Below are 19,366 nucleotides of genomic sequence, written 5' to 3' on the forward strand. Positions count from 1 at the left end.
AGGTTAATACAGTCCGAGCCTCATGTGATCTCAGCACCTCGTTTTCGCTCTGACTTTCGTGAGCGAGAGCAGCAAGTCGCAAACCTGACTGCCAGTGTCCTGCAACTCTCTGCATCCATTACCAGTGTTGAAGTGAATGAAGAGTTCGACGACAGCAACTGGCAAAGTAACGTTCAACTCGACTTCAGTAAGCTCGCCTTCCCTCCTATTCTGGAAGAGCGTCAACCTCAACTCGTCGCTCGTCAGCGGGCTGAATACCGTCAGGATCTCAATAATCTGCGTAACCAAATCTCTGTCATCGATCAGCAGGTTAAGCAGAAGCAACAAGACTTAGTAGAAATTCAAGCGCGTGTAAGAAACCTGCGAGACAGCTATGACTTTGCACGCAAAGAACTCGAAATCACCGAGCCACTTGCAGAAGAAGGCGTCGTACCTCGCATTGAGCTGCTCAAACTGCAACGCCAAGTGAACGATACGCGTAGAGAGTTGACCTCAAGCGAATTGAAAGTGCCCGTCTTACGCGCTTCGATTCGCGAGTCGATGTTGGCACGCATAGACGCGGCGCAGAAATTTCGCTCCGAGCAACAAGAAAAACTCAATGATGCGCAAGACAGACTTTCCTCTTTGACCGAGTCGACCGTTGGCCTCGAAGACCGAGTCAATCGCACCATTGTCACGTCTCCCGTTACTGGTACCGTCAAAACGCTCAATATCAACACCGTCGGTGGCGTCATCCAACCCGGTATGGACATCGTTGAAATCGTACCGAGTGAAGATACCTTGTTGGTCGAGGCCAAGATTGCGCCACAAGACATCGCTTTCCTCAGGCCAGACCTTAACGCGATTGTGAAGTTTTCAGCTTATGATTTTACCAAGTACGGCGGATTAGAAGGCTCTCTTGAGCACATCAGCGCGGATACCACCACCGACGAAGAAGGCAATAGCTTCTATTTGGTGCGTGTACGGACCAGCGAAACGTCATTAAACAAAGATGAGTCACTGCCGATCATCCCTGGGATGACAGCGTCGGTCGATATCATTACCGGTAAGCGCACCGTGCTGGAGTATCTGCTCAAGCCGATCATGAGCGCGAAAAGTAACGCACTAAAGGAATAGTGAATGTACAACTGTAACGCACACAAAAGCGGCCTGTAATCAATGAAGTATTGTTGGGCCCTAGTGCTTTTGCTCATCAGCTCCGCCACATCGTTTGCTCTGAATACATCAGAGCAACGTTGGGTGTCGGCTGTGCATAAAGTCTATGGCCCAAGAGCGGCGAAGCGCGTAGCAACCTGGCGCAATGAAATCTCACAATATCAATCGCTACCGGAGACAGAGCAGCTTGAGAAAGTGAACAACTTTTTTAATCAGCTTCACTTCGTTAACGATGACAGACTGTGGGGCAAAGCTGACTATTGGGCGACGCCGCTCGAATTTTTAGGCGCGAACGCCGGGGATTGCGAAGATTTCACCATTGCCAAATATTTTTCACTGCTTGAACTTGGCGTCTCAGACAGAAAATTGAGGCTGGTGTATGTTAAAGCCATCGAACTGAATCAGTTTCACATGGTTCTCGCCTACTATTCATCACCCAATGCGGAACCTTTACTTCTCGACAACATTAACCCGCAGATTCGCCGCGCTTCCACCCGCCGCGATCTACTACCGATCTACAGTTTCAATGGTAAAAACCTCTGGTTAATGAAATCGAAAAACGGACAGTTAGCAGGAAAATCGTCCCGACTTAGCTTATGGAACGATCTCCGTGCGCGAGAAAAATCGCTCAAACTCAATAAACCAATAGTCAATTATGATGAGTAGGCAATATGACGTTATATAAACAACTTGTCGCGGGAATGATTGCGGTCTTTTTGATGTTAATGATCTCGGTCTTTATCATTGAATTCAACACCACGCGAAACAACTTAGAGCAGCAACAGCGCTCAGAAGTGAATAACACCATCAACACGGTCGGCTTGGCTTTGGCTCCTTATTTGGAGAATAAGGACCAAGTCGCGGTGGAATCCGTTATCAATGCGCTGTTTGATGGCAGTAGCTACTCTATCGTTCGTCTGATTTTCCTCGATACTGGCGATGAGATATTACGCGCCTACCCAATCAAACCAAACAATGTCCCAACCTGGTTTACCGACCTTAAGCTGTTCGACACCATTCACGATAGACGTGTGGTAACCAGTGGCTGGATGCAACTAGCGGAAGTCGAAATTGTCAGCCACCCTGGGGATGCCTACACCCAGCTATGGCTTGCCTTCGAACGTTTGGTTTATGCGTTCTGCTTTATCTTCCTCATTGGCTTGTTTGCGATCTCTTTCATCTTGCGCCGCGCATTAAAGCCGCTCCAGCTCATCGTCACCAAAATGGAGCAAGTGGCGAAGAATCAATTCGGCGAACCTCTTCCCCGCCCTGCGACCAAAGATCTCATCTACGTGGTCGATGGCATCAACAGCATGTCTGCTCAAGTAGAGAAATCGTTTAAAGCGCAAGCTCAAGAAGCACAGCAATTGAGACAACGTGCCTACATCGATCCCGTGTCTCAATTAGGCAACCGCGCTTACTACATGAGCCAATTAAACGCATGGTTGACCGAAGGCGGAATGGGTGGCGTCGCTATTTTAGAGGCGAGCTTTATCCGTGAACTCTATGAGGAAAAAGGCTATGAAGCGGGTGATGGCATGGTTAGAGAGTTGGCCGATCACCTAAAAGTCTCTATCTCCTCGCCGGAAGCGACCTTAGCGCGCATCTCGTCTGAAGAGTTCGGTTTCATCCTTCCGAACATCGATGACAGTGAACTCAAACTGATGGCGGACAGCATCATTACCTTTGTGCAAGATGTCAGTGCCGATCCTACCGGCATGGCGACCGCTAATGTGTCACTGGGTGTGGTGTACAGCAAAACGTCTCGCGGGACGTCTGAAATCCTCACCATGCTCGATAACGCGTTGGCAGCGGCCAAAGCAAACCCAGATTCCAATTATGGCTATGTGACCGGTGAAAACACTGAAAATCTCATGGGCAAACAGCAATGGAAAAACTTGGTTGAAGAAGCGATCAGCAACGATTGGTTCTCCTTTAGGTTCCAGGCCGCGAACGACTCCTGGGGACAGACATACCACCGCGAGGTGTTCTCTGCGATTGAGAAAGGCGATGAGCGTTATACCGCCAACCAATACCTGTTTGCGCTTGAACAATTGGGCGCAAGCCACATCTTTGATGAGTACGTCATTCAATCGGTGGTGGACAAGCTAAGCCGCGGCGAATTCAAAGAACCCGTTGCCATCAATATGTCGCAAAGCAGTATTTCCCAGCCAAGCTTCATTCGCTGGATATCTCAATATTTAGCCAAGCACAGCAAAGTCGCCCCTCTGCTCCACTTTGAGATCCCAGAAAACTGCTTTATCAACGCACCACACCACACTGCGCTATTTTGTAATGCCATTCGTACGGCTGGCGCCGACTTTGGTGTCGATAATTACGGCCGGAATTTCCAATCGCTCGACTACATCAACGAGTTCCGTCCTGCGTACGTGAAACTGGATTATCTCTACACTCATCACCTTGACGATGAAAAGCAGAAGTTCACATTGACGTCTATCTCGCGCACTGCGCATAATTTGGGTATCAAGACCATCGCCTCGCGCGTGGAAACACAAACGCAGCTTGATTTCCTATCTGAACACTTTATTGAAGTCTTCCAGGGCTTCATCGTAGATAAATAACGACAAAGGGTTAGCATGCAGGATCCGCTATTAAATTCGCTTATCTACGTCAGTCGCTACTATGGTTTAGCGAACTCTCCAGAGGCACTCATTAATGGGCTGCCTCTTGCTGACGGGAAGCTCACACCTTTCCTATTTCCGCGCTCGGCTGAACGGGCTGGTCTAGTCGCGAAAGAAAACCGCTCAAAGCTGAGCGACATCTCCCAATTGGTATTGCCCGTTGTACTGCTGCTCAAAAGCGGTGACGCTTGCGTTCTCAACAGCATCAATGACGAAGGCAGCGAAGCGGAAATTGTTACGGGTGAATCTGGCCTTGTGCCGATTTCTATCAGCATGGATGAACTCGAAGCGCTCTATATTGGCCGCTACTTCTTGGTCAAAAAGCAATTCCGTTACGATGAGCGCTCACCCGAAGTGCTCAATACCAAAAAGGGCCACTGGTTCTGGAGTACCATTTGGCAATCGAAACGTATTTATCGAGATGTGTTAATTGCGTCTATTCTCATTAACCTGTTCGCCGTAGCCGCGCCAATGTTTACCCGCTTGGTGTACGACAAAGTGGTCCCCAACTTGGCGTTTGAAACCTTGTGGGTGTTGGCGAGCGGTATCTTTGTCATCTTCTTGTTTGATTTGGTGCTCAAACTACTTAGAAGTTACTTCATTGATGTAGCGGGTAAAAAGTCGGACATTCTCATCTCCTCCAAACTCTTTAGCAAAGTGATGGGGATCCGAATGGAGTCTCGCCCCCCTTCCGTGGGTGCGTTTGCTCGCCACTTACAAGAGTTTGAATCGATTCGTGAGTTCTTCACCTCGGCAACCATAGGCTCGTTGATTGACTTGCCCTTTGCGCTGCTGTTTTTGCTTCTGATTTGGCTAATGGCTGGCAATTTGGTGCTGGTACCGATTGTCGGGGTGGTGATCCTGGTCATCTACTCACTGCTGATTCAAGGGCCTTTGCGTCATACCATTGAAGAGGGTTCAAGGCTCGCATCGCAAAAATACGCGAACTTGATTGAGAGTTTGGCTGGGCTGGAAACCGTGAAATTGTTTGGCGCCCAAAGCCAATTTCAGTTCCGATGGGAAGAAGCCGTTGCCCACATGGCCAACTGGAACATCAAAAGTCGCCGAATTACCGATGGCATTCAAAACACAGCGGGATTTGTTCAGCAAGCGTCGAACGTTGGGATGATCATTCTTGGCGTTTATTTGATCTCTGAAGGTGAATTGACCATGGGTGGTCTGATTGCTGCCACCATGTTGAGCGGTCGAGCAATTGGCCCTATGGTGCAGCTGTCACTGCTCTCGACTCGATACAACCAAGCCAAATCCTCAATGACCATCATTGAGCAAGTCATGTCGATGCCTGACGAACAAGAAGAGGGTAAACGCTACATTCACCGCCCAATCGTACACGGTAAGATTGAGCTTGATAAAGTCACCTTTCACTACCCTGACTCACCCATCGCGTCGATTCGAGATCTCAGTTTAGTTATTAACCCAGGTGAAAAAGTGGCGATCATAGGTCGAATTGGCTCAGGCAAGACCACACTTGAGCGCTTGATCATGGGCTTGTACAAACCCACTGAAGGACACGTACGTATCGACGATACGGACATAGACCAAATGCACCACATCGACGTAAGACGCAACATTGGCTGTGTACCGCAAGACAGTCAGCTATTCTACGGCTCGATTCGCGATAACATTACGCTTGGCAAACCGCTAGCCGATGATCGCGATGTGATGGATGCGGCTAACCGAGCTGGCGTGACCGTGTTTACTCAACAAGATCCTGCCGGGCTAGAAAGGCAAGTGGGTGAAGGAGGAATGCTGCTGTCCGGCGGTCAAAGACAATCCGTCGCCATCGCGCGAGCCTTACTTGGCCGCCCACCCGTTTTGCTGATGGATGAACCCACCAGCGCAATGGATAATCGCTCTGAGATGCATATCAAGCAGCAGCTCTCTCAATTGAAATCGAGCGAGACGCTGATCCTTATCACGCATAAAACCTCAATGCTTGATGTCGTCGATAGAGTCATCGTGATGGAAAAAGGCAGTGTTATCGCTGACGGCCCTAAAGCTGAGGTACTCAACAGCTTGAAACAAGGTAAAGTGCGCGCGGTCAATCACTAACCCACGCTCTGATGAAGCAACGCGCCACTCGGTGTTAAACCGTTTGGCGCGTTGTTGTTTATGTGAATAGTGACCTAGGTGAACAGTTACCTAGGTGAATACTTACCTAGGCAAATAGTTATCTAAGTGACCAGCTCTATATGCGAAAGGCTATTTAACCAAATAGACTCCACTACTTAGAGCGAAAACGCGCCGTAAAGTGACGCAGCACTGGTGGCTCGTAATCGAACGTCAATCCTTTGAGTTCATGTGCGCGCTCTTTCAGGGCAATGATCGCATCGGCAATATAATCCATGTGATCATTGGTGTAGACGCGGCGCGGAATGGTTAAACGCATCAACTCCAAATCAGAGGCTTTTTGTTCCCCCGTTTGAGGATCTCGACCAAGCAACAAAGAGCCAATCTCAACCGCGCGAATACCCGCTTCTAAATAGAGCGCATTACAGAGCACTTGGGCAGGAAACTCATCCGCAGGAATGTGAGGCAAGATTTTCGCCGCATCGACAAACACCGCATGGCCGCCCGTTGGCGTTTGGATTGGAATACCGCCTTCTTGCAAACGTTCACCTAGATACTCAACCTGAGAGATGCGGTAGTGAAGGAAATCTTCGTCTGCCCCTTCATAGAGACCACGCGCGAGTGCTTCCATGTCACGGCCCGCCATACCACCATAGGTGACAAACCCTTCCATCGGCACACATCGGGTGCGCACTGCTTGGAATAACTCTTCATGATCTCGAATGCAGCATAAACCACCAATGTTCACCATTGGGTCTTTTTTCGCCGACATGGTCAACATGTCCCCGTACTGGTACATCTCACGGATGATCTCAAGTATCGACTTATCTTGATAGCCGACTTCACGTTGCTTAATAAAGTAGGCGTTTTCACAGTAACGCGCGGAATCGATTACCACTGGAATGTCATTTTTCGAAGCAATCTCGTAAACTGCGCGCATGTTAGCCATGGAAACAGGTTGCCCACCGGAGCTGTTACACGTTACCGTCGTGATGATCGCACAGATATTGTTGGCACCATGAGCCTCTATGGTGGTTTGCAGTTTATCGAGGTCAAAGTTGCCCTTCCAGTCATACGGCGTGGTGGTATCAAACGCGCGATCATCGACAACGTTAATGGCTTTGCCACCGTTTAGCTCGATATGACCTGCGGTCGTATCAAAATGGTAGTTGGAGATAAAGACAGGCTCAGTACCACCGCGAACCACTTTCATTCTTTCAATCAACGCGGGGAAGAGGATCTGCTCTGCACCTCTACCTTGGTGTGCGGGAACCGTAAGTTTATAACCAAAAAAGTGCTCAACTGCCGCGCAAAGGTTGTAGTAGTTGCGGCTGCCCGCATAAGACTCATCCCCCAGCATCAAGCCTGCCCATTGGTTATCACTCATCGCTCCGGTGCCTGAGTCGGTAAGCAAGTCGATGTATACATCGTCACTTCTAAGCAAAAACGGGTTAAGTCCGGCCTCATTGAGCGCTTCAACTCGGTCTTGGTAGGTGGTCATTTTAATCGGTTCCACCATCTTAATGCGGAACGGTTCTGGAATGCGTTTCATCTTTTGATCCTTTGATTGATCGCCAGGCACTCGTGATGCGCAAGCGTGCCAGAGCAGCATGCACATGCGGCATCACGCAGTGACGATCTTAAAATGTATTTAACGGTTGTGTGTCTCGCAGCGCATGGCGCTGACAAAGGGGATCAAAGTGATGAGGATTCTTTGCTGAGCAGGGAAAGGCAATAGTCCAAGTTGTACCACGACGACAACACGAGTTTGCTGTCTAATGCTGATTGTCGCACGAAAAAGTCGACCAGCATGCTGCTTGTCATAGCGTTATCCTCCTGTTGAATTGAACATTCCTACACTATAGCGAAAACCTTTTTGAGATTACCGTGAAGTCCGCCGCACAATAAACCATACAGAATCCGGTCTCATCGGTGGGCGGCCTTTACGCCAATGAAGATTGTGTTAAATTTTCAAACTTCTCACATAAGGTTATTGAAATCGACGCCCGATACGCGCGATGATGCATGAGTTAAGTGCCTGTTTCATAGGCTACTCTGTAATTAGGGAATACCATGAAAAATCAATTTTGCCTTTTCGCTGCGACCGCATTGATCAGTAGCGCAGCCTTTGCCGATGTCACCCTTTCCATTCCTGATACCATTAATGTATTAGTGGTCAATGACGCTAGCCCTAAACTAGAAGGCGGGTTTTTCTCTGCGTCGAAAACCCTGACCCTACCAGATGGTGAGAACCAAATTTTGTTCCAGTACCAACCCTATTTTGACCAAGGTAATGATCGCGTCATTTTAGAAAGCGATCCGCTCGTTGGCACCTTCAACGCTTCAAACATTAAACTGGAATTTGCTCTGCCTAAATACCGCAATGAAAACCAGGCGCGCAAGCAAATCAGTCATGTCGAGTGGTCACTTGTAGATGAGAGTGGCAACACGCTGGAGACCAAACAAGATAAATTAGTCAAAGATGGCTTTCAACTTGGGCGTAACCACCAAATCGAACTGGCCGAATACAACCGCCAAGGTGGTGTCGCAGCACTCTCTACCGTCGCTGCTGCGGCTGCAGTTGCCACGCCAGCGAGCAAAGCCACGCCAGCCAATACCGAACAAGTTGACAGCAACACGGCCGAAGAAATGCTCCATTTTTGGTACAACAAAGCCGACGCAGAAACTCAAGCTCGTTTCAAAGCGCACATCAACAACCAATAATCACCCACGCGCTCAAACGAGCGCGTTATTTCTTTGCAAAGGAGTGCAAGCATGTTTCGTTATGAGGTTGATGACGAAGTCTCATTGGCACTGGTTCATGAGTCGTTCGCGGCCCACTATGCTCAGTTGGTCACAGAGCAACTGCCCTACCTAACACAATGGCTAGCTTGGCCTGCCCATTGCCAAACAGAGCAAGATTTTCGCCTGTTCATTCAACGCTCCTTACATGATTACGCCGATGGCAAATCCATGACCTGCACCATCCTCTACAATGGCGATATTATTGGTAACTGCAGTTTCAATAGCATCAACCATGACACGAAATGCGTTGAAGTGGGCTACTGGATAAGCCAACACCATCAAGGTAAGGGGATTGCCACGCGAGTGGTTCAAGCACTGACGCACATCGCCTTTGACCAATACCAGATGGAAAAAGTCCAACTGAGCGCTGCGGTCGACAATCACGCGAGCCGCGCCGTCGCCACACGTTGCGGTATGACCCTTGAGGGAATCTTAAGCCATCAGGAAAATATTGATGGCCGCTTATTAAGCCACGCTATCTACGGTTTGCTTAAAAAGCCTTGATTTTGCGCACAAATCCTTGCCAGCCATACAGCGTTCACGTTGAGCTGTGGTAACATCCCGCCACTCTTGTTTGTCGATGTGACAATTTTTATGTGAGAGGCGGTTCGATGACATCAAGCTTTTCGATACACGGGAAAGGCCGTTGGCAGTGGCTACTGATCCTCGTAGCGCTCATGGGCGGTTACTTTGCCAGTGACATTTATCATTGGTTGAGCACAGCCCGCCACCAACACACTTCCATCGACTTAAGTGAGTACTGCGCTCTCACCACCTCTTCGTGTCAATTAGGCACGGTGTCGATTCACGCGGATAAAGACACCAGTCAGCCTCTGCTACCGACCACCGTCACTGTCGCCTGGCCAAACAACGATGCTCAATCGCTGGTTCTGTCACTCCAAGGCGTTGAAATGGAGATGGGTTCGCCAAAGTTTTTGCTTGCGCGGACAGGAGATGGGCAATATCAAGGCGAACTGCTACTCCCCGTCTGTACGACAGACGCCATGACTTGGTATGGCACCGTCTCTGACGGTCATACCCACCATAAACTCTCAGTAAGGATGGAAAGATGAGTCGAAATTGGTCCCTGATTTTAGTCGTCGCCTTTGCGCTGGGATTTGGCCTTAAAAGCTATCTCGATCACCAATCGCAGGTCACCCCAACCAATGATAGCCGTGACGCGTCCATATTGTATGGTGAGCAAGGCCAACCCGTTGATATTTTTGACTCGTCCGACCCACGTATCCGTGTGGTTTACTTTGGGTTCACTCGCTGCCCCGATGTCTGCCCCACTTCACTGGCTATGCTGGCTGGCGCTCTAAACCAAGTGGGTGAAGAGGTTCAACACCAATTTAGACCCATGTTTATCTCTTTAGATCCCGAGCGAGATGCCGCTGCCGATGCACATCGCTACGCGCAGTATTTTCATCCGTCAATAGAAGGGCTCTCGGCGCCTCTTGAGATCACCACCCCGCTCGCCCATCGCTATGGCGTAATATTTAGAAAAACCGAACTGGAAAACTCTGAGCTAGGTTACACACTCGATCACAGCTCCTACTTCTACTTTTTAGCGCCGAATGGGACACTGTTGACCAAAGTCCCACACACTCTTACGCCCGCGCCTATTGTTGAGGCGTTGAACACTGTGACCATACAGCCCCAGCAGGCTGATAAAAAATAATTGATTGAGAAAGAAAGGATTGCCTGATGAAACTGCCTACACTTCTACTGTCTTCGCTGCTGATGAGCGCTTCAGCCATGGCGAATACCGATGTCATGACGCACCATGCCTACGCTCGTGCCACGCCGCCCGCAGCGGTAACCAGCGCCGTGTTTGTCACCCTAATGAACAAAGGTGATGAGGAGCGAATCATCACCTCGGCCTCCACTAGTGCGGCAGGCAAAGTGGAGCTACATGATGTGATCAAAGAGGGCGATGTGATGAAAATGCGCCAGATTGAGCGCATCACCGTACCCGCCCACGAGCAAGTGGAACTGAAACCGGGTAGCCTACATATTATGCTGTTTGATTTAACGGCACCTTTGGTCGAGGATGAAGAGATTGAAGTAACCATTGAATACCTAAATGGCGAGTCACAAACCTTTACCGCTCCTGTGAAAAAGGTGATGAGCGGGATGAAACACCACCACTAACGTCTATGCCGAATGCGGCCAATTAAGACAACACTAAGGGAGCGTATGCTCCCTTTTTCTTACCATTCTTTTATTGTAAACAACACCATTTGGGTAACATATAATTTACAACTTTGATAAAAATCCAATTGTTTCATCTATGTTTCAATTAATTCTAGACACATTATTTCAACACGCTAGTATATCGGCTCCAGCTAGGAATAGCTGGAATAACTATAACCTCAGATAATTATTCATTGCAGGGATACATATGCAACACAACTCTATTTTTGCCCGCTTTGCGCGCGGAAATCTGGTGCTACAGATCCTAGCCGGTATCATCCTTGGTGTTGGACTGGCTACCGTGTCTCCGGAGTCTGCTCAAAGTGTCGGGTTACTTGGAAGCCTATTTGTCGGCGCACTAAAAGCCGTCGCACCTATCTTGGTTTTCATTTTGGTGGCTGCGTCTATCGCAAACCAAAAGAAAAACCAACACACTTACATGCGTCCTATCGTGGTTTTGTACCTATTTGGTACATTAACCGCCGCCCTAACGGCCGTCGTACTGAGCTTTTTGTTCCCTACCACCTTGACACTAGTATCGGGTGCAGAAGGCGCTACACCACCGCAAGGCATTGGTGAAGTATTAAATACGCTGCTGTTTAAGTTGGTCGACAACCCAGTCAATGCGCTAATGAGTGCAAACTACATCGGTATCCTAGCTTGGGCTGTCGGTCTTGGTTTGGCTCTGCATCATGCTTCAGGTACGACGAAAGCCGTGTTTGAAGATCTTAGCCATGGCGTATCGCAAATCGTTCGTTTCATTATCCGTCTTGCTCCTTTTGGTATTTTTGGTCTCGTTTCTTCAACACTGGCAACCACAGGTTTTGAAGCGCTGGCTGGTTATGCACACCTTCTGGCGGTATTACTTGGTTCGATGGCAATCATCGCATTGGTGGTAAACCCACTGATTGTTTTAGTAAAGACTGGTCAAAACCCATACCCGCTGGTATTCCAATGTCTGCGTGAAAGTGGCGTTACCGCCTTCTTTACCCGTTCAAGTGCAGCCAATATCCCGGTCAACATGGCGTTGTGTGAAAAGCTGGATTTAGATGAAGACACCTACTCCGTGTCCATCCCACTCGGGGCCACCATCAACATGGCGGGTGCAGCTATTACCATCACAACCCTCACGTTGGCGGCGGTTCATACCCTGGGCATTGAAGTTGATCTAATGACAGCCTTGCTTCTAAGCATTGTGGCATCCATTTCTGCCTGCGGCGCGTCGGGCGTGGCCGGTGGTTCATTGCTGCTGATTCCTTTAGCGTGTGGCCTCTTTGGTATTCCAAACGAAGTGGCGATGCAAGTCGTCGCGGTCGGCTTTATCATTGGTGTTGTGCAAGATTCCGCAGAAACCGCGCTAAACAGTTCAACCGACGTTGTGTTTACTGCAGCCGTTTGCAAATCGAAACACAATCAAGAGAACGCATAATCACACATGCATAAACGACAAAGGCTCCCAGTCCAACTGGGAGCCTTTTTTATTGTTGCACATTCAATCATTCGTCGGATCGGTTCAATGACCGGATGATTTAGATGTCGGTCCAAAATGTGACTGGCTAAAGTCTAGAGAATCGCTCGGTGCACTCTCCTCACCTTGACCTTGCGTTTCACCTTGCCGAGAAGGATCTGGCTGGCGCGTCTCTGCTTGCGACTCTGGTAACGTAGAATCGCCTTCACTTTGCAGCGCTTCTTTGCTCAATAGATCATCTTTACTCAAGACCGATAGCTCCTGCTCTAACAACGGAATTTTGCGTTTATAGAGCTTGTTCAGCGCGCGAATAATCGAATGCTTGCTGACTTTCTTTTCTCGAATCTTCTTCAACATGGGTTTCGATAAGGCTTGTAAGCCGACCACAGTGTCCACACCAATATTTAACGCCACTTGATCGCGCAGTAATCTAGCTTGCTCGTAGCCGAGTTGCGCCGCTAAAAACAGCCAAATATAAGCGATAGCGTTGCCATTGGGGCGGTAATCCATCCAAGCTTCACCGGCACGGTACATCGCTTCAAGGTAGCCCTTTTCCGCCGCTCTTTCGACCCAGTAGCACCCTTTTTCATGGCTGACAGGAACACCACGTCCGTAGATATAATTCAGACCTAACTTCATTCGACCTTCGTTGCTTTTCAGCGCCGCAGCGCGACGAAAATAGTCCGTCGATTTTGTTGGATTAGTCTGTGGGTTATTCGGTGCAATATACCAGTCGCCAAGAAAGTTAATCGCATCAACAAAGTTTTGCTTGGCAGCGCTTTCTATCGTCTCTAGCGCTTTCACAATGTCTTTCTCGACACCACGTCCGTGGAACAGCGCCACCCCCATCTCAAAGCGATGAGGAAGACTCCCCTCATGGGCGGCAATGCACGTTTGCCAATACTTGGCTTGCTCCTTCAAGATCACATCTTGTTTCATGCGATTGCTGATACGCACCACACCATACATCCCGGTCACATTGTCCTGTTTGGCCGCTTTGGTATACCAGTACAAGGCTTCTTGAATGTTATGGCGCTCCGCTTCTTTCGCTAAGTACAAAATCGTCGGCACGTGGCCAGACTCCGCTTTATACAAGCGCTCCTCTTTTTCCTGCTTACGATTCTTCTCGATGGCTTTTCGTAGCGCCATATCGCGCTCTTTACGCTCATTCTCTAAACGCTTTTTACGCAGCGAGAGTGCCAGCATCCAAAGAAACAGGCACAGTAACAATAATCCGGTCGCGCCAATCGCGATACCCACTATATTCATGATGGTCTTAGTTTCAGTTCTGTTGCGGCTTATATCGGCGATAAGCCCACTTTCTTAAGGCTTCCATCATACCATTCATTCCTAACGCAGCGACGATTATTGGCGACGATAGCGAGACCCCTTGGGTAAAAACATAAAATTCTCTCACAATACACAGCAAATCTGGTATTGAAAAAGGTGGCGCTGAAGAATCTTCTGTGGGGGTAGGAGCATTAATCAACAGCGCCGAGTATCGAGGGCTCGAGTTAACCCTCTACGAGATAAAGAAGCGCCATAATCGCGGCGCGCTCGAGCGAAGAGCGAGTGATCATTAAACGCTGACAATAATATCTGGTGATGGGGTGAGTCATTGGGTTCATTCATGCCTCCTTAGTACAGCATCAGTGTGCGACTTAATAAGGAAAGAAAAAAGAGTCTAAATTTTTCTGGGTCTTTCCCATATAATCGACATATCGGCTTCATACCGGCCAAGAAGCGTGAATTTCGCCAAAACACGGAAATCACATTTACTTTCTGTTCTCATTATCGGAGGCCTAGTGTCTGACATCAATTTACTGCGTTATTATTCTCGCCTTGCGCCGCTAGGAATAAGCGCAACGATTAAGATTGCGCTACCAACGGTGGCAGAACATTTGTGTACGACACCCCGGCACGCTCGCAATTTGCTTGGTCAGATGCAAACACTGAACTGGTTGAGTTGGGCACCAAAAGCGGGGCGTAATCAACGCTCCTCGTTGACACTTCACTACGCCTTATCTGATTTGAAATCGCAACTTGCCGCTTCCCGTATCAGTCAAGGCCAATACGAGAAAGCGCTCCAGATCCTCGATGACGACCAAATAGAGTTTGGCCGCCTCCTACAACACACCTCCGGTGCGACGCTACGTGAAGGAAGGCTGCATATACAGTTAACTTACAAACGTGCTTTTGAGCGGTTAGTACCCCATCAGCTGCAACGCTCAAGTGAGCGCTATCTGATTCGCCAGATCTACTGTTGCCTGGTTGGTTGTACCAATGACGGTATGCTCACTCCTCAACTGGCTCATCATTGGCACTATGATGAAGACGCGTTGACATGGACGTTTTATTTACGTCCTGGGCTAACGTTTCACAACGGTGCGCCAATCGACGCAAACAGTGTTGTGGCGCTGTTTGAGCAATTGCGTGAGCTTGGCTATTACCGCAGTGAATTATCCCATTTAAAATCCGTGCATTCGCCCGGGCACAATAAAGTGATGTTCGAACTCTCCCTTCCCGACCAAGGATTTGGTGGCTTGCTCTCTGGCGTGAAGTATTCCATTCAACCGCCGAGCCAAGTCCACGACACCAAACAATCACAAGTTATCGGGTCGGGCCCCTTCGAAGTAAGCGAACATTCCAGTGCCAAACTGAACCTGCAAGCGTTCGAGCGCTTCTATACCTGCCGCGCGCTTACCGACCAAGTGACCATCTGGCAAATTGAAGAGCCCACTGCCCACAAAAAACAAATCGAGACAAACCAACCGGGTGCGCAAGATCCCTGTCACCACTATCTCTCACATGCGGTGAGTCATGAACCGCACACCGACATCAAGCGCTCTCGGGTTGAAGATGGCTGTATGTTTGTCCTATTTAATCAAACGGCGTGCAATACGCTCAACGATGCTCAACGCCGTTTTCTTTCGACCTTTATCACCCCTCTGCGAGTGCTCAAGCAGTTACAAGAGAGCGGACGTGCGTTCGGTTGTGAGGTCGCGCAAAACTTACTGCCGATGTGGCATAAAGTGATTCGACCCACGATGCCTCGTGTACCGCTGCCCAATCACATCAGCATTGCCGTTTACGACTACACCGCGCTGCAAAGCTGCGCACTCGCGATTCAGTCGTTACTCGAAACCCTTGACGTTGAAGTCACGGTTCACTCCTATTCTTATCGTGAGCTGACTGCACTCGCTGAAAGTGGTCAGTTACAAGCGTCTCTAATCGTCACCAATATCAACCTCGATGACAATCGCCACGCCTCAGCGTTCAACAGCCTCTACCATAACCCAATTGTCCAAGCTTGCATTGGCGAAGACTCCAAACGCTGGCTGCTGAGCACGCTAGATGATCTACGCAGAACAACACCACTGGCGCACTACCTAGAGGCGCTAGAGCCCATCGCCTCTGCGCTCATCAATCAGTTTTGGCTGTCGCCACTGTTCCATCATCGGCAAACACTCAGATTTGAGGGTGTACTCAAAGACGTCGAGCTCACCAACTGGGGCTGGCCAGACATTAAAAACGTTTGGTCCACGGACTAATTCATTTGAACTCAAACCAAAACAAGACATTCATCACACTACGTTTATGCAAAATTAATGGGCAACATGCATACAAATGCGATTTCTCTCACGTTAACGAGCGAAAAATCACTAGCGACAAGCACACTGCGTGCCACTTTTATTTGAACTCTAACCATTAATTCACTATTCTATTGATGGATTCATTTAGAAGGGAATTATAATGAAACTCAAATCCGCGACTCTAATTGCGCTTTCTGCCACCACATTTCACGCACAAGCAAGTGAATGTGGCTCTGTTACCATCGCTGATATGAACTGGAACTCAGCCAGTTTGATGGCCAACATCGACAAATTTATTTTAGAACATGGCTACGGCTGCGATGCCGAACTTATCCCAGGGGACACCATGCCTACTGGCACCTCAATGATTGAAAAAGGTCAACCTGATGTGGCCCCAGAATTGTGGAGTAACTCGCTAAAAGATGCGCTAGACAAAGGGGTTGAGGAAAAACGTCTGCGCTACGCAGGTAAATCCCTCGTTGATGGCGGTGAAGAAGGTTTTTGGGTACCTGCGTACTTGGTGGAACAGCATCCAGAACTTGCAACAATCGAAGGGGTGAAAAAACACGCGAAGCTGTTTGAGCACCCTGAAGATGACGAATTAGGCGCTTTTTACAGCTGTCCTGCGGGCTGGAACTGTCAAATCAGCGCTGGGAACCTATTCCGCGCACTGAAATTAGAAGAAGCGGGATTTGCCATCATTGATCCAGGCTCAAGTGCCGGTCTATCTGGCTCTATCGCCAAAGCCTATGAGCGTGAACAAGGTTGGTTCGGTTACTACTGGGCCCCGACGGCCGTTTTGGGTAAATACAACATGGTCAAAGTCGATTTTGGTAGTGGTGTTGACTTAGATGAGTTCGTCAATTGTACTTCGCAACCGGAATGTGCGGAGCCTAAAGCGACGATGTACCCGCCTTCACCCGTCCACACCATCACGACAGAAGAGTTCGCTACTCGCTCACCAGAAGCGTATGACTACTTCACAAAGCGTGGCTTTACTAACGCTGACATGAACCAGTTGCTCGCTTGGATGGAAGACAACCAAGCAGACAGTGAGGAAGCCATGTTCCACTTCTTAGAGTCCTACCCACAGATCTGGCAAGCTTGGGTACCTGCAGACGTTGCGGACAAAGTGACCAAAGCGCTCTAACCCCCTCCTCCCTTAACTCTGTTATAAGTTGTACTCCTTCACGCGCGACGCGTGAAGGAGAATAAAAGGAATAAACACGATGTCTAGTGATAGTTGGTTTAGCAGCTTTCCAGAAATGGAACGCTCAGATTTGCGAGCGATTCGCAAAACACTCGATGGTGCCTACCGCGAGTTTTCTCGCGAATACGGTGAAGTGATCGAGTCTTTCTTTGACCCACTGCTCTCATTTTTAATTTGGTTTGAAAAACTGCTCCTCTCCACGCCTTGGGTTATTGTTCTTGCGGTCTGTACCGCGCTTGTTTATCTGGCCAGCCGCTCTTGGAAATTGGGTGTCGGGTGTTTTATCTCACTGATTTTCATTGGCTATTTTGGTATGTGGGAAGATACTATGCGAACGCTGAGTATCATCACTGTCTGCACCATGCTATCTATTGTGCTTGGTATCCCTATTGGTATTGCGATGGCGCGTTCAAATCGAGTCCAATCGATCGTCACGCCGATGTTGGACATCATGCAAACCATGCCCGCGTTTGTGTATCTTATTCCGGTCGTGATGCTACTCGGCATCGGTAAAATACCGGGGCTCATTGCCGTGGTGATTTATGCGATCCCTCCGGTTATTCGCCTAACCAACCTCGGTATCCGCTTGGTCGACAAAGAGGTGCTCGAAGCCGCGACGGCCTTCGGCGCCAGCGCCAAACAACGGCTGTTTGGCGTGCAACTCCCACTGGCGATGCCCACCATCATGGCTGGCATCAACCAAACCATCATGATGGCGCTATCAATGGTGGTGATTGCCTCTATGATCGGCGTAAAAGGCCTTGGGCAACCCGTGCTTAAATCCATCACCAACCAATACTTTACCTTAGGCCTACTCAATGGTTTTGCCATCGTCGTACTGGCTATTTTGTTTGACCGAGCCTCACAAGCGTATGCAAAGCGCACCCAAGCTCATCTAGGAGATCTGAAACATGACTAAACCACTTATCGAGATCAGTGGCTTGTACAAGGTCTTCGGTGCCAAGCCACACTCTGTCATGGAGCGTGTTAAGCAGGGTCAAAGCAAAGACGATGTACTCGCTGAAACTGGCCACACTGTCGGGCTCAAAGAGATCAATCTCCAAATTAATAAAGGGGAGATTTTTGTCATCATGGGACTGTCAGGCTCTGGAAAATCCACCTTGATTAGACACTTTAATCGACTCATCGACCCTACCGAAGGCCAGATTTTGGTCGAAGGGACCGATGTGATGAAGCTCAGTCAAAGTGAGCTTGAAGAGTTCCGCCGCCACAAAATGTCGATGGTATTTCAGCGCTTTGGCCTGCTGCCTCATCGTACGGTTGTCGACAATGTCGCGTACGGGTTAGAAATTCAAGGCATCGCAAAACCAGAGCGCTTAAAAAAAGCCAATGAGTGGCTCGATACCGTTGGGCTATCAGGCTATCAAAACCAGTACCCTTCTCAGCTTTCTGGGGGACAGCAGCAACGTGTCGGTTTAGCCCGTGCCCTGTGTACCGATGCCGAAATCCTGCTCATGGATGAAGCGTTCTCGGCGCTCGACCCTCTGATCCGCAGTGAAATGCAAGATCAGCTTATCGAGCTGCAAGAAAAACTGCACAAAACCATCGTGTTTATTACTCACGATCTGGATGAAGCTCTGAGATTGGGCGACAGAATTGCCATCCTCAAAGATGGTGAGTTGGTTCAGCAAGGCACACCGGACGATATCCTCTTGAACCCTGCTGATGATTACGTTGAGGCGTTTGTCAAAGACGTCAACCGTGCTCGCGCGCTCACGGTGGAAACCGTGATGAACCCACCCGCGTATCGCATTACCGCCACCACAATTCAAGACGCTATCAAACAGATGAAAGGCTTCAAACAGGATTACGCCTATCATGTCACTGAAGAGGGGTATCAGGGCGTGTTGACCAAAGAGGGTCTGATGGATGCCGCCAAAGAACATGGCGAAGACGCAATCAATCGGGAAATCTATGAGGAAGTGCCGACGGTCTCTGCCGATTCTGCCATCGAAGAGGTGCTGGTCGATACCATGTCGTACGACTACTCTCTACCCGTCGTTGATGACGAAGGAAATCTCCAAGGCGAGTTAGAGCGCAGCGCAGTAGCGGAGATATTTGCCGACACGGGCGAGGACGCGGCACAGGATGACAAGGATAAACCCGCCAATACTCCCTCCTAGGTGATATTAAACACCACTCTCCCTCAATCACGATTGAGCACTTAAGTGATACAAGCAGACAG

At 49.1% G+C, this 19,366-nt stretch carries 16 protein-coding genes; 14 read left to right on the forward strand and 2 right to left on the reverse strand.

Annotated features, from left to right (window positions below; all coding sequences use genetic code 11):
• From AC6R0R_RS07060 to AC6R0R_RS07075, 4 genes are all read left to right on the forward strand, one after another.
• Positions 1-1,116 (forward strand): HlyD family type I secretion periplasmic adaptor subunit (locus tag AC6R0R_RS07060; protein ID WP_500626190.1); only part of this gene is annotated, 1,116 nt, incomplete at its 5' end.
• 42 nt (positions 1,117-1,158) lie between these two features.
• Positions 1,159-1,821, forward strand: a complete 663-nt coding sequence (locus AC6R0R_RS07065) for a transglutaminase-like cysteine peptidase (RefSeq protein ID WP_500626191.1) — start codon at positions 1,159-1,161, stop codon at positions 1,819-1,821.
• A gap of 5 nt (positions 1,822-1,826) precedes the next feature.
• A complete protein-coding gene (locus tag AC6R0R_RS07070; protein ID WP_487902927.1) occupies positions 1,827-3,737 on the forward strand; it encodes a bifunctional diguanylate cyclase/phosphodiesterase in 1,911 nt (636 codons plus the stop codon).
• A 15-nt stretch (positions 3,738-3,752) separates the two neighbouring features.
• Positions 3,753-5,870 carry a type I secretion system permease/ATPase gene (locus tag AC6R0R_RS07075; protein ID WP_500626192.1) on the forward strand — a complete coding sequence of 706 codons (2,118 nt, stop codon included), beginning with the start codon at positions 3,753-3,755 and terminating at the stop codon, positions 5,868-5,870.
• Between the two features lie 172 nt (positions 5,871-6,042).
• Here the strand turns inward: AC6R0R_RS07075 and AC6R0R_RS07080 are convergent, their stop codons facing one another.
• Entirely contained in the window at positions 6,043-7,440 is a 1,398-nt protein-coding gene (locus AC6R0R_RS07080) for a tryptophanase (protein ID WP_500626193.1), read from the reverse strand.
• A 521-nt stretch (positions 7,441-7,961) separates the two neighbouring features.
• On the opposite strand from AC6R0R_RS07080, the gene AC6R0R_RS07085 reads away from it, so the two are divergent.
• From AC6R0R_RS07085 to sstT, 6 genes are all read left to right on the forward strand, one after another.
• Positions 7,962-8,612 carry a DUF2057 family protein gene (locus AC6R0R_RS07085; protein WP_500626194.1) on the forward strand — a complete coding sequence of 217 codons (651 nt, stop codon included), beginning with the start codon at positions 7,962-7,964 and terminating at the stop codon, positions 8,610-8,612.
• 51 nt (positions 8,613-8,663) lie between these two features.
• The gene (locus AC6R0R_RS07090; RefSeq protein ID WP_500626195.1) at positions 8,664-9,197 is read left to right on the forward strand and encodes a GNAT family N-acetyltransferase; all 534 of its coding nucleotides are present in this window, start codon (positions 8,664-8,666) and stop codon (positions 9,195-9,197) included.
• 107 nt (positions 9,198-9,304) lie between these two features.
• Positions 9,305-9,766 (forward strand): hypothetical protein, encoded by a 462-nt coding sequence (locus AC6R0R_RS07095; RefSeq protein ID WP_487902923.1) that lies wholly within the window; start codon positions 9,305-9,307, stop codon positions 9,764-9,766.
• On the forward strand, positions 9,763-10,374 hold the full coding sequence (locus AC6R0R_RS07100) for an SCO family protein (protein ID WP_500626196.1): 612 nt from the start codon (positions 9,763-9,765) through the stop codon (positions 10,372-10,374). Before AC6R0R_RS07095 ends, AC6R0R_RS07100 begins: the two co-directional genes overlap by 4 nt.
• A 26-nt stretch (positions 10,375-10,400) precedes the next feature.
• Positions 10,401-10,847 (forward strand): copper chaperone PCu(A)C, encoded by a 447-nt coding sequence (locus AC6R0R_RS07105; RefSeq protein ID WP_500626197.1) that lies wholly within the window; start codon positions 10,401-10,403, stop codon positions 10,845-10,847.
• A 250-nt stretch (positions 10,848-11,097) separates the two neighbouring features.
• On the forward strand, positions 11,098-12,318 hold the full coding sequence (sstT, locus tag AC6R0R_RS07110; protein ID WP_500626198.1) for a serine/threonine transporter SstT: 1,221 nt from the start codon (positions 11,098-11,100) through the stop codon (positions 12,316-12,318).
• A gap of 84 nt (positions 12,319-12,402) precedes the next feature.
• Here the strand turns inward: sstT and AC6R0R_RS07115 are convergent, their stop codons facing one another.
• Complete coding sequence (locus AC6R0R_RS07115; protein WP_500626199.1) at positions 12,403-13,626, reverse strand: tetratricopeptide repeat protein; 1,224 nt, start codon at positions 13,624-13,626, stop codon at positions 12,403-12,405.
• A 536-nt stretch (positions 13,627-14,162) separates the two neighbouring features.
• On the opposite strand from AC6R0R_RS07115, the gene AC6R0R_RS07120 reads away from it, so the two are divergent.
• The 4 genes from AC6R0R_RS07120 to AC6R0R_RS07135 all read left to right on the forward strand — a co-directional run bounded on the left by AC6R0R_RS07120 (position 14,163) and on the right by AC6R0R_RS07135 (position 19,304).
• Positions 14,163-15,908, forward strand: a complete 1,746-nt coding sequence (locus AC6R0R_RS07120; RefSeq protein WP_500626200.1) for an SgrR family transcriptional regulator — start codon at positions 14,163-14,165, stop codon at positions 15,906-15,908.
• A 202-nt stretch (positions 15,909-16,110) separates the two neighbouring features.
• Positions 16,111-17,100 (forward strand): ABC transporter substrate-binding protein, encoded by a 990-nt coding sequence (locus AC6R0R_RS07125; protein WP_500626201.1) that lies wholly within the window; start codon positions 16,111-16,113, stop codon positions 17,098-17,100.
• A gap of 79 nt (positions 17,101-17,179) precedes the next feature.
• Positions 17,180-18,079 carry an ABC transporter permease gene (locus AC6R0R_RS07130; RefSeq protein WP_500626202.1) on the forward strand — a complete coding sequence of 300 codons (900 nt, stop codon included), beginning with the start codon at positions 17,180-17,182 and terminating at the stop codon, positions 18,077-18,079.
• Entirely contained in the window at positions 18,072-19,304 is a 1,233-nt protein-coding gene (locus tag AC6R0R_RS07135) for a quaternary amine ABC transporter ATP-binding protein (RefSeq protein ID WP_500626203.1), read from the forward strand. The genes AC6R0R_RS07130 and AC6R0R_RS07135 overlap by 8 nt, the downstream gene beginning before the upstream one ends.
• The last annotated feature ends 62 nt before the right edge of the window (positions 19,305-19,366 follow it).

The organism is Vibrio sp. R12-SW3-ISO1 (assembly GCF_059834005.1).

Bases quoted from the DNA above. Each gene is read 5' to 3' on its own strand.
- AC6R0R_RS07065 (WP_500626191.1), top strand. From the start codon at position 1,159: ATGAAGTATTGTTGGGCCCTAGTGCTTTTGCTCATCAGCTCCGCCACA.
- AC6R0R_RS07070 (WP_487902927.1), top strand. From the start codon at position 1,827: ATGACGTTATATAAACAACTTGTCGCGGGAATGATTGCGGTCTTTTTG.
- AC6R0R_RS07075 (WP_500626192.1), top strand. From the start codon at position 3,753: ATGCAGGATCCGCTATTAAATTCGCTTATCTACGTCAGTCGCTACTAT.
- AC6R0R_RS07080 (WP_500626193.1), bottom strand. From the start codon at position 7,440: ATGAAACGCATTCCAGAACCGTTCCGCATTAAGATGGTGGAACCGATT.
- AC6R0R_RS07085 (WP_500626194.1), top strand. From the start codon at position 7,962: ATGAAAAATCAATTTTGCCTTTTCGCTGCGACCGCATTGATCAGTAGC.
- AC6R0R_RS07090 (WP_500626195.1), top strand. From the start codon at position 8,664: ATGTTTCGTTATGAGGTTGATGACGAAGTCTCATTGGCACTGGTTCAT.
- AC6R0R_RS07095 (WP_487902923.1), top strand. From the start codon at position 9,305: ATGACATCAAGCTTTTCGATACACGGGAAAGGCCGTTGGCAGTGGCTA.
- AC6R0R_RS07100 (WP_500626196.1), top strand. From the start codon at position 9,763: ATGAGTCGAAATTGGTCCCTGATTTTAGTCGTCGCCTTTGCGCTGGGA.
- AC6R0R_RS07105 (WP_500626197.1), top strand. From the start codon at position 10,401: ATGAAACTGCCTACACTTCTACTGTCTTCGCTGCTGATGAGCGCTTCA.
- sstT (WP_500626198.1), top strand. From the start codon at position 11,098: ATGCAACACAACTCTATTTTTGCCCGCTTTGCGCGCGGAAATCTGGTG.
- AC6R0R_RS07115 (WP_500626199.1), bottom strand. From the start codon at position 13,626: ATGAATATAGTGGGTATCGCGATTGGCGCGACCGGATTATTGTTACTG.
- AC6R0R_RS07125 (WP_500626201.1), top strand. From the start codon at position 16,111: ATGAAACTCAAATCCGCGACTCTAATTGCGCTTTCTGCCACCACATTT.
- AC6R0R_RS07130 (WP_500626202.1), top strand. From the start codon at position 17,180: ATGTCTAGTGATAGTTGGTTTAGCAGCTTTCCAGAAATGGAACGCTCA.
- AC6R0R_RS07135 (WP_500626203.1), top strand. From the start codon at position 18,072: ATGACTAAACCACTTATCGAGATCAGTGGCTTGTACAAGGTCTTCGGT.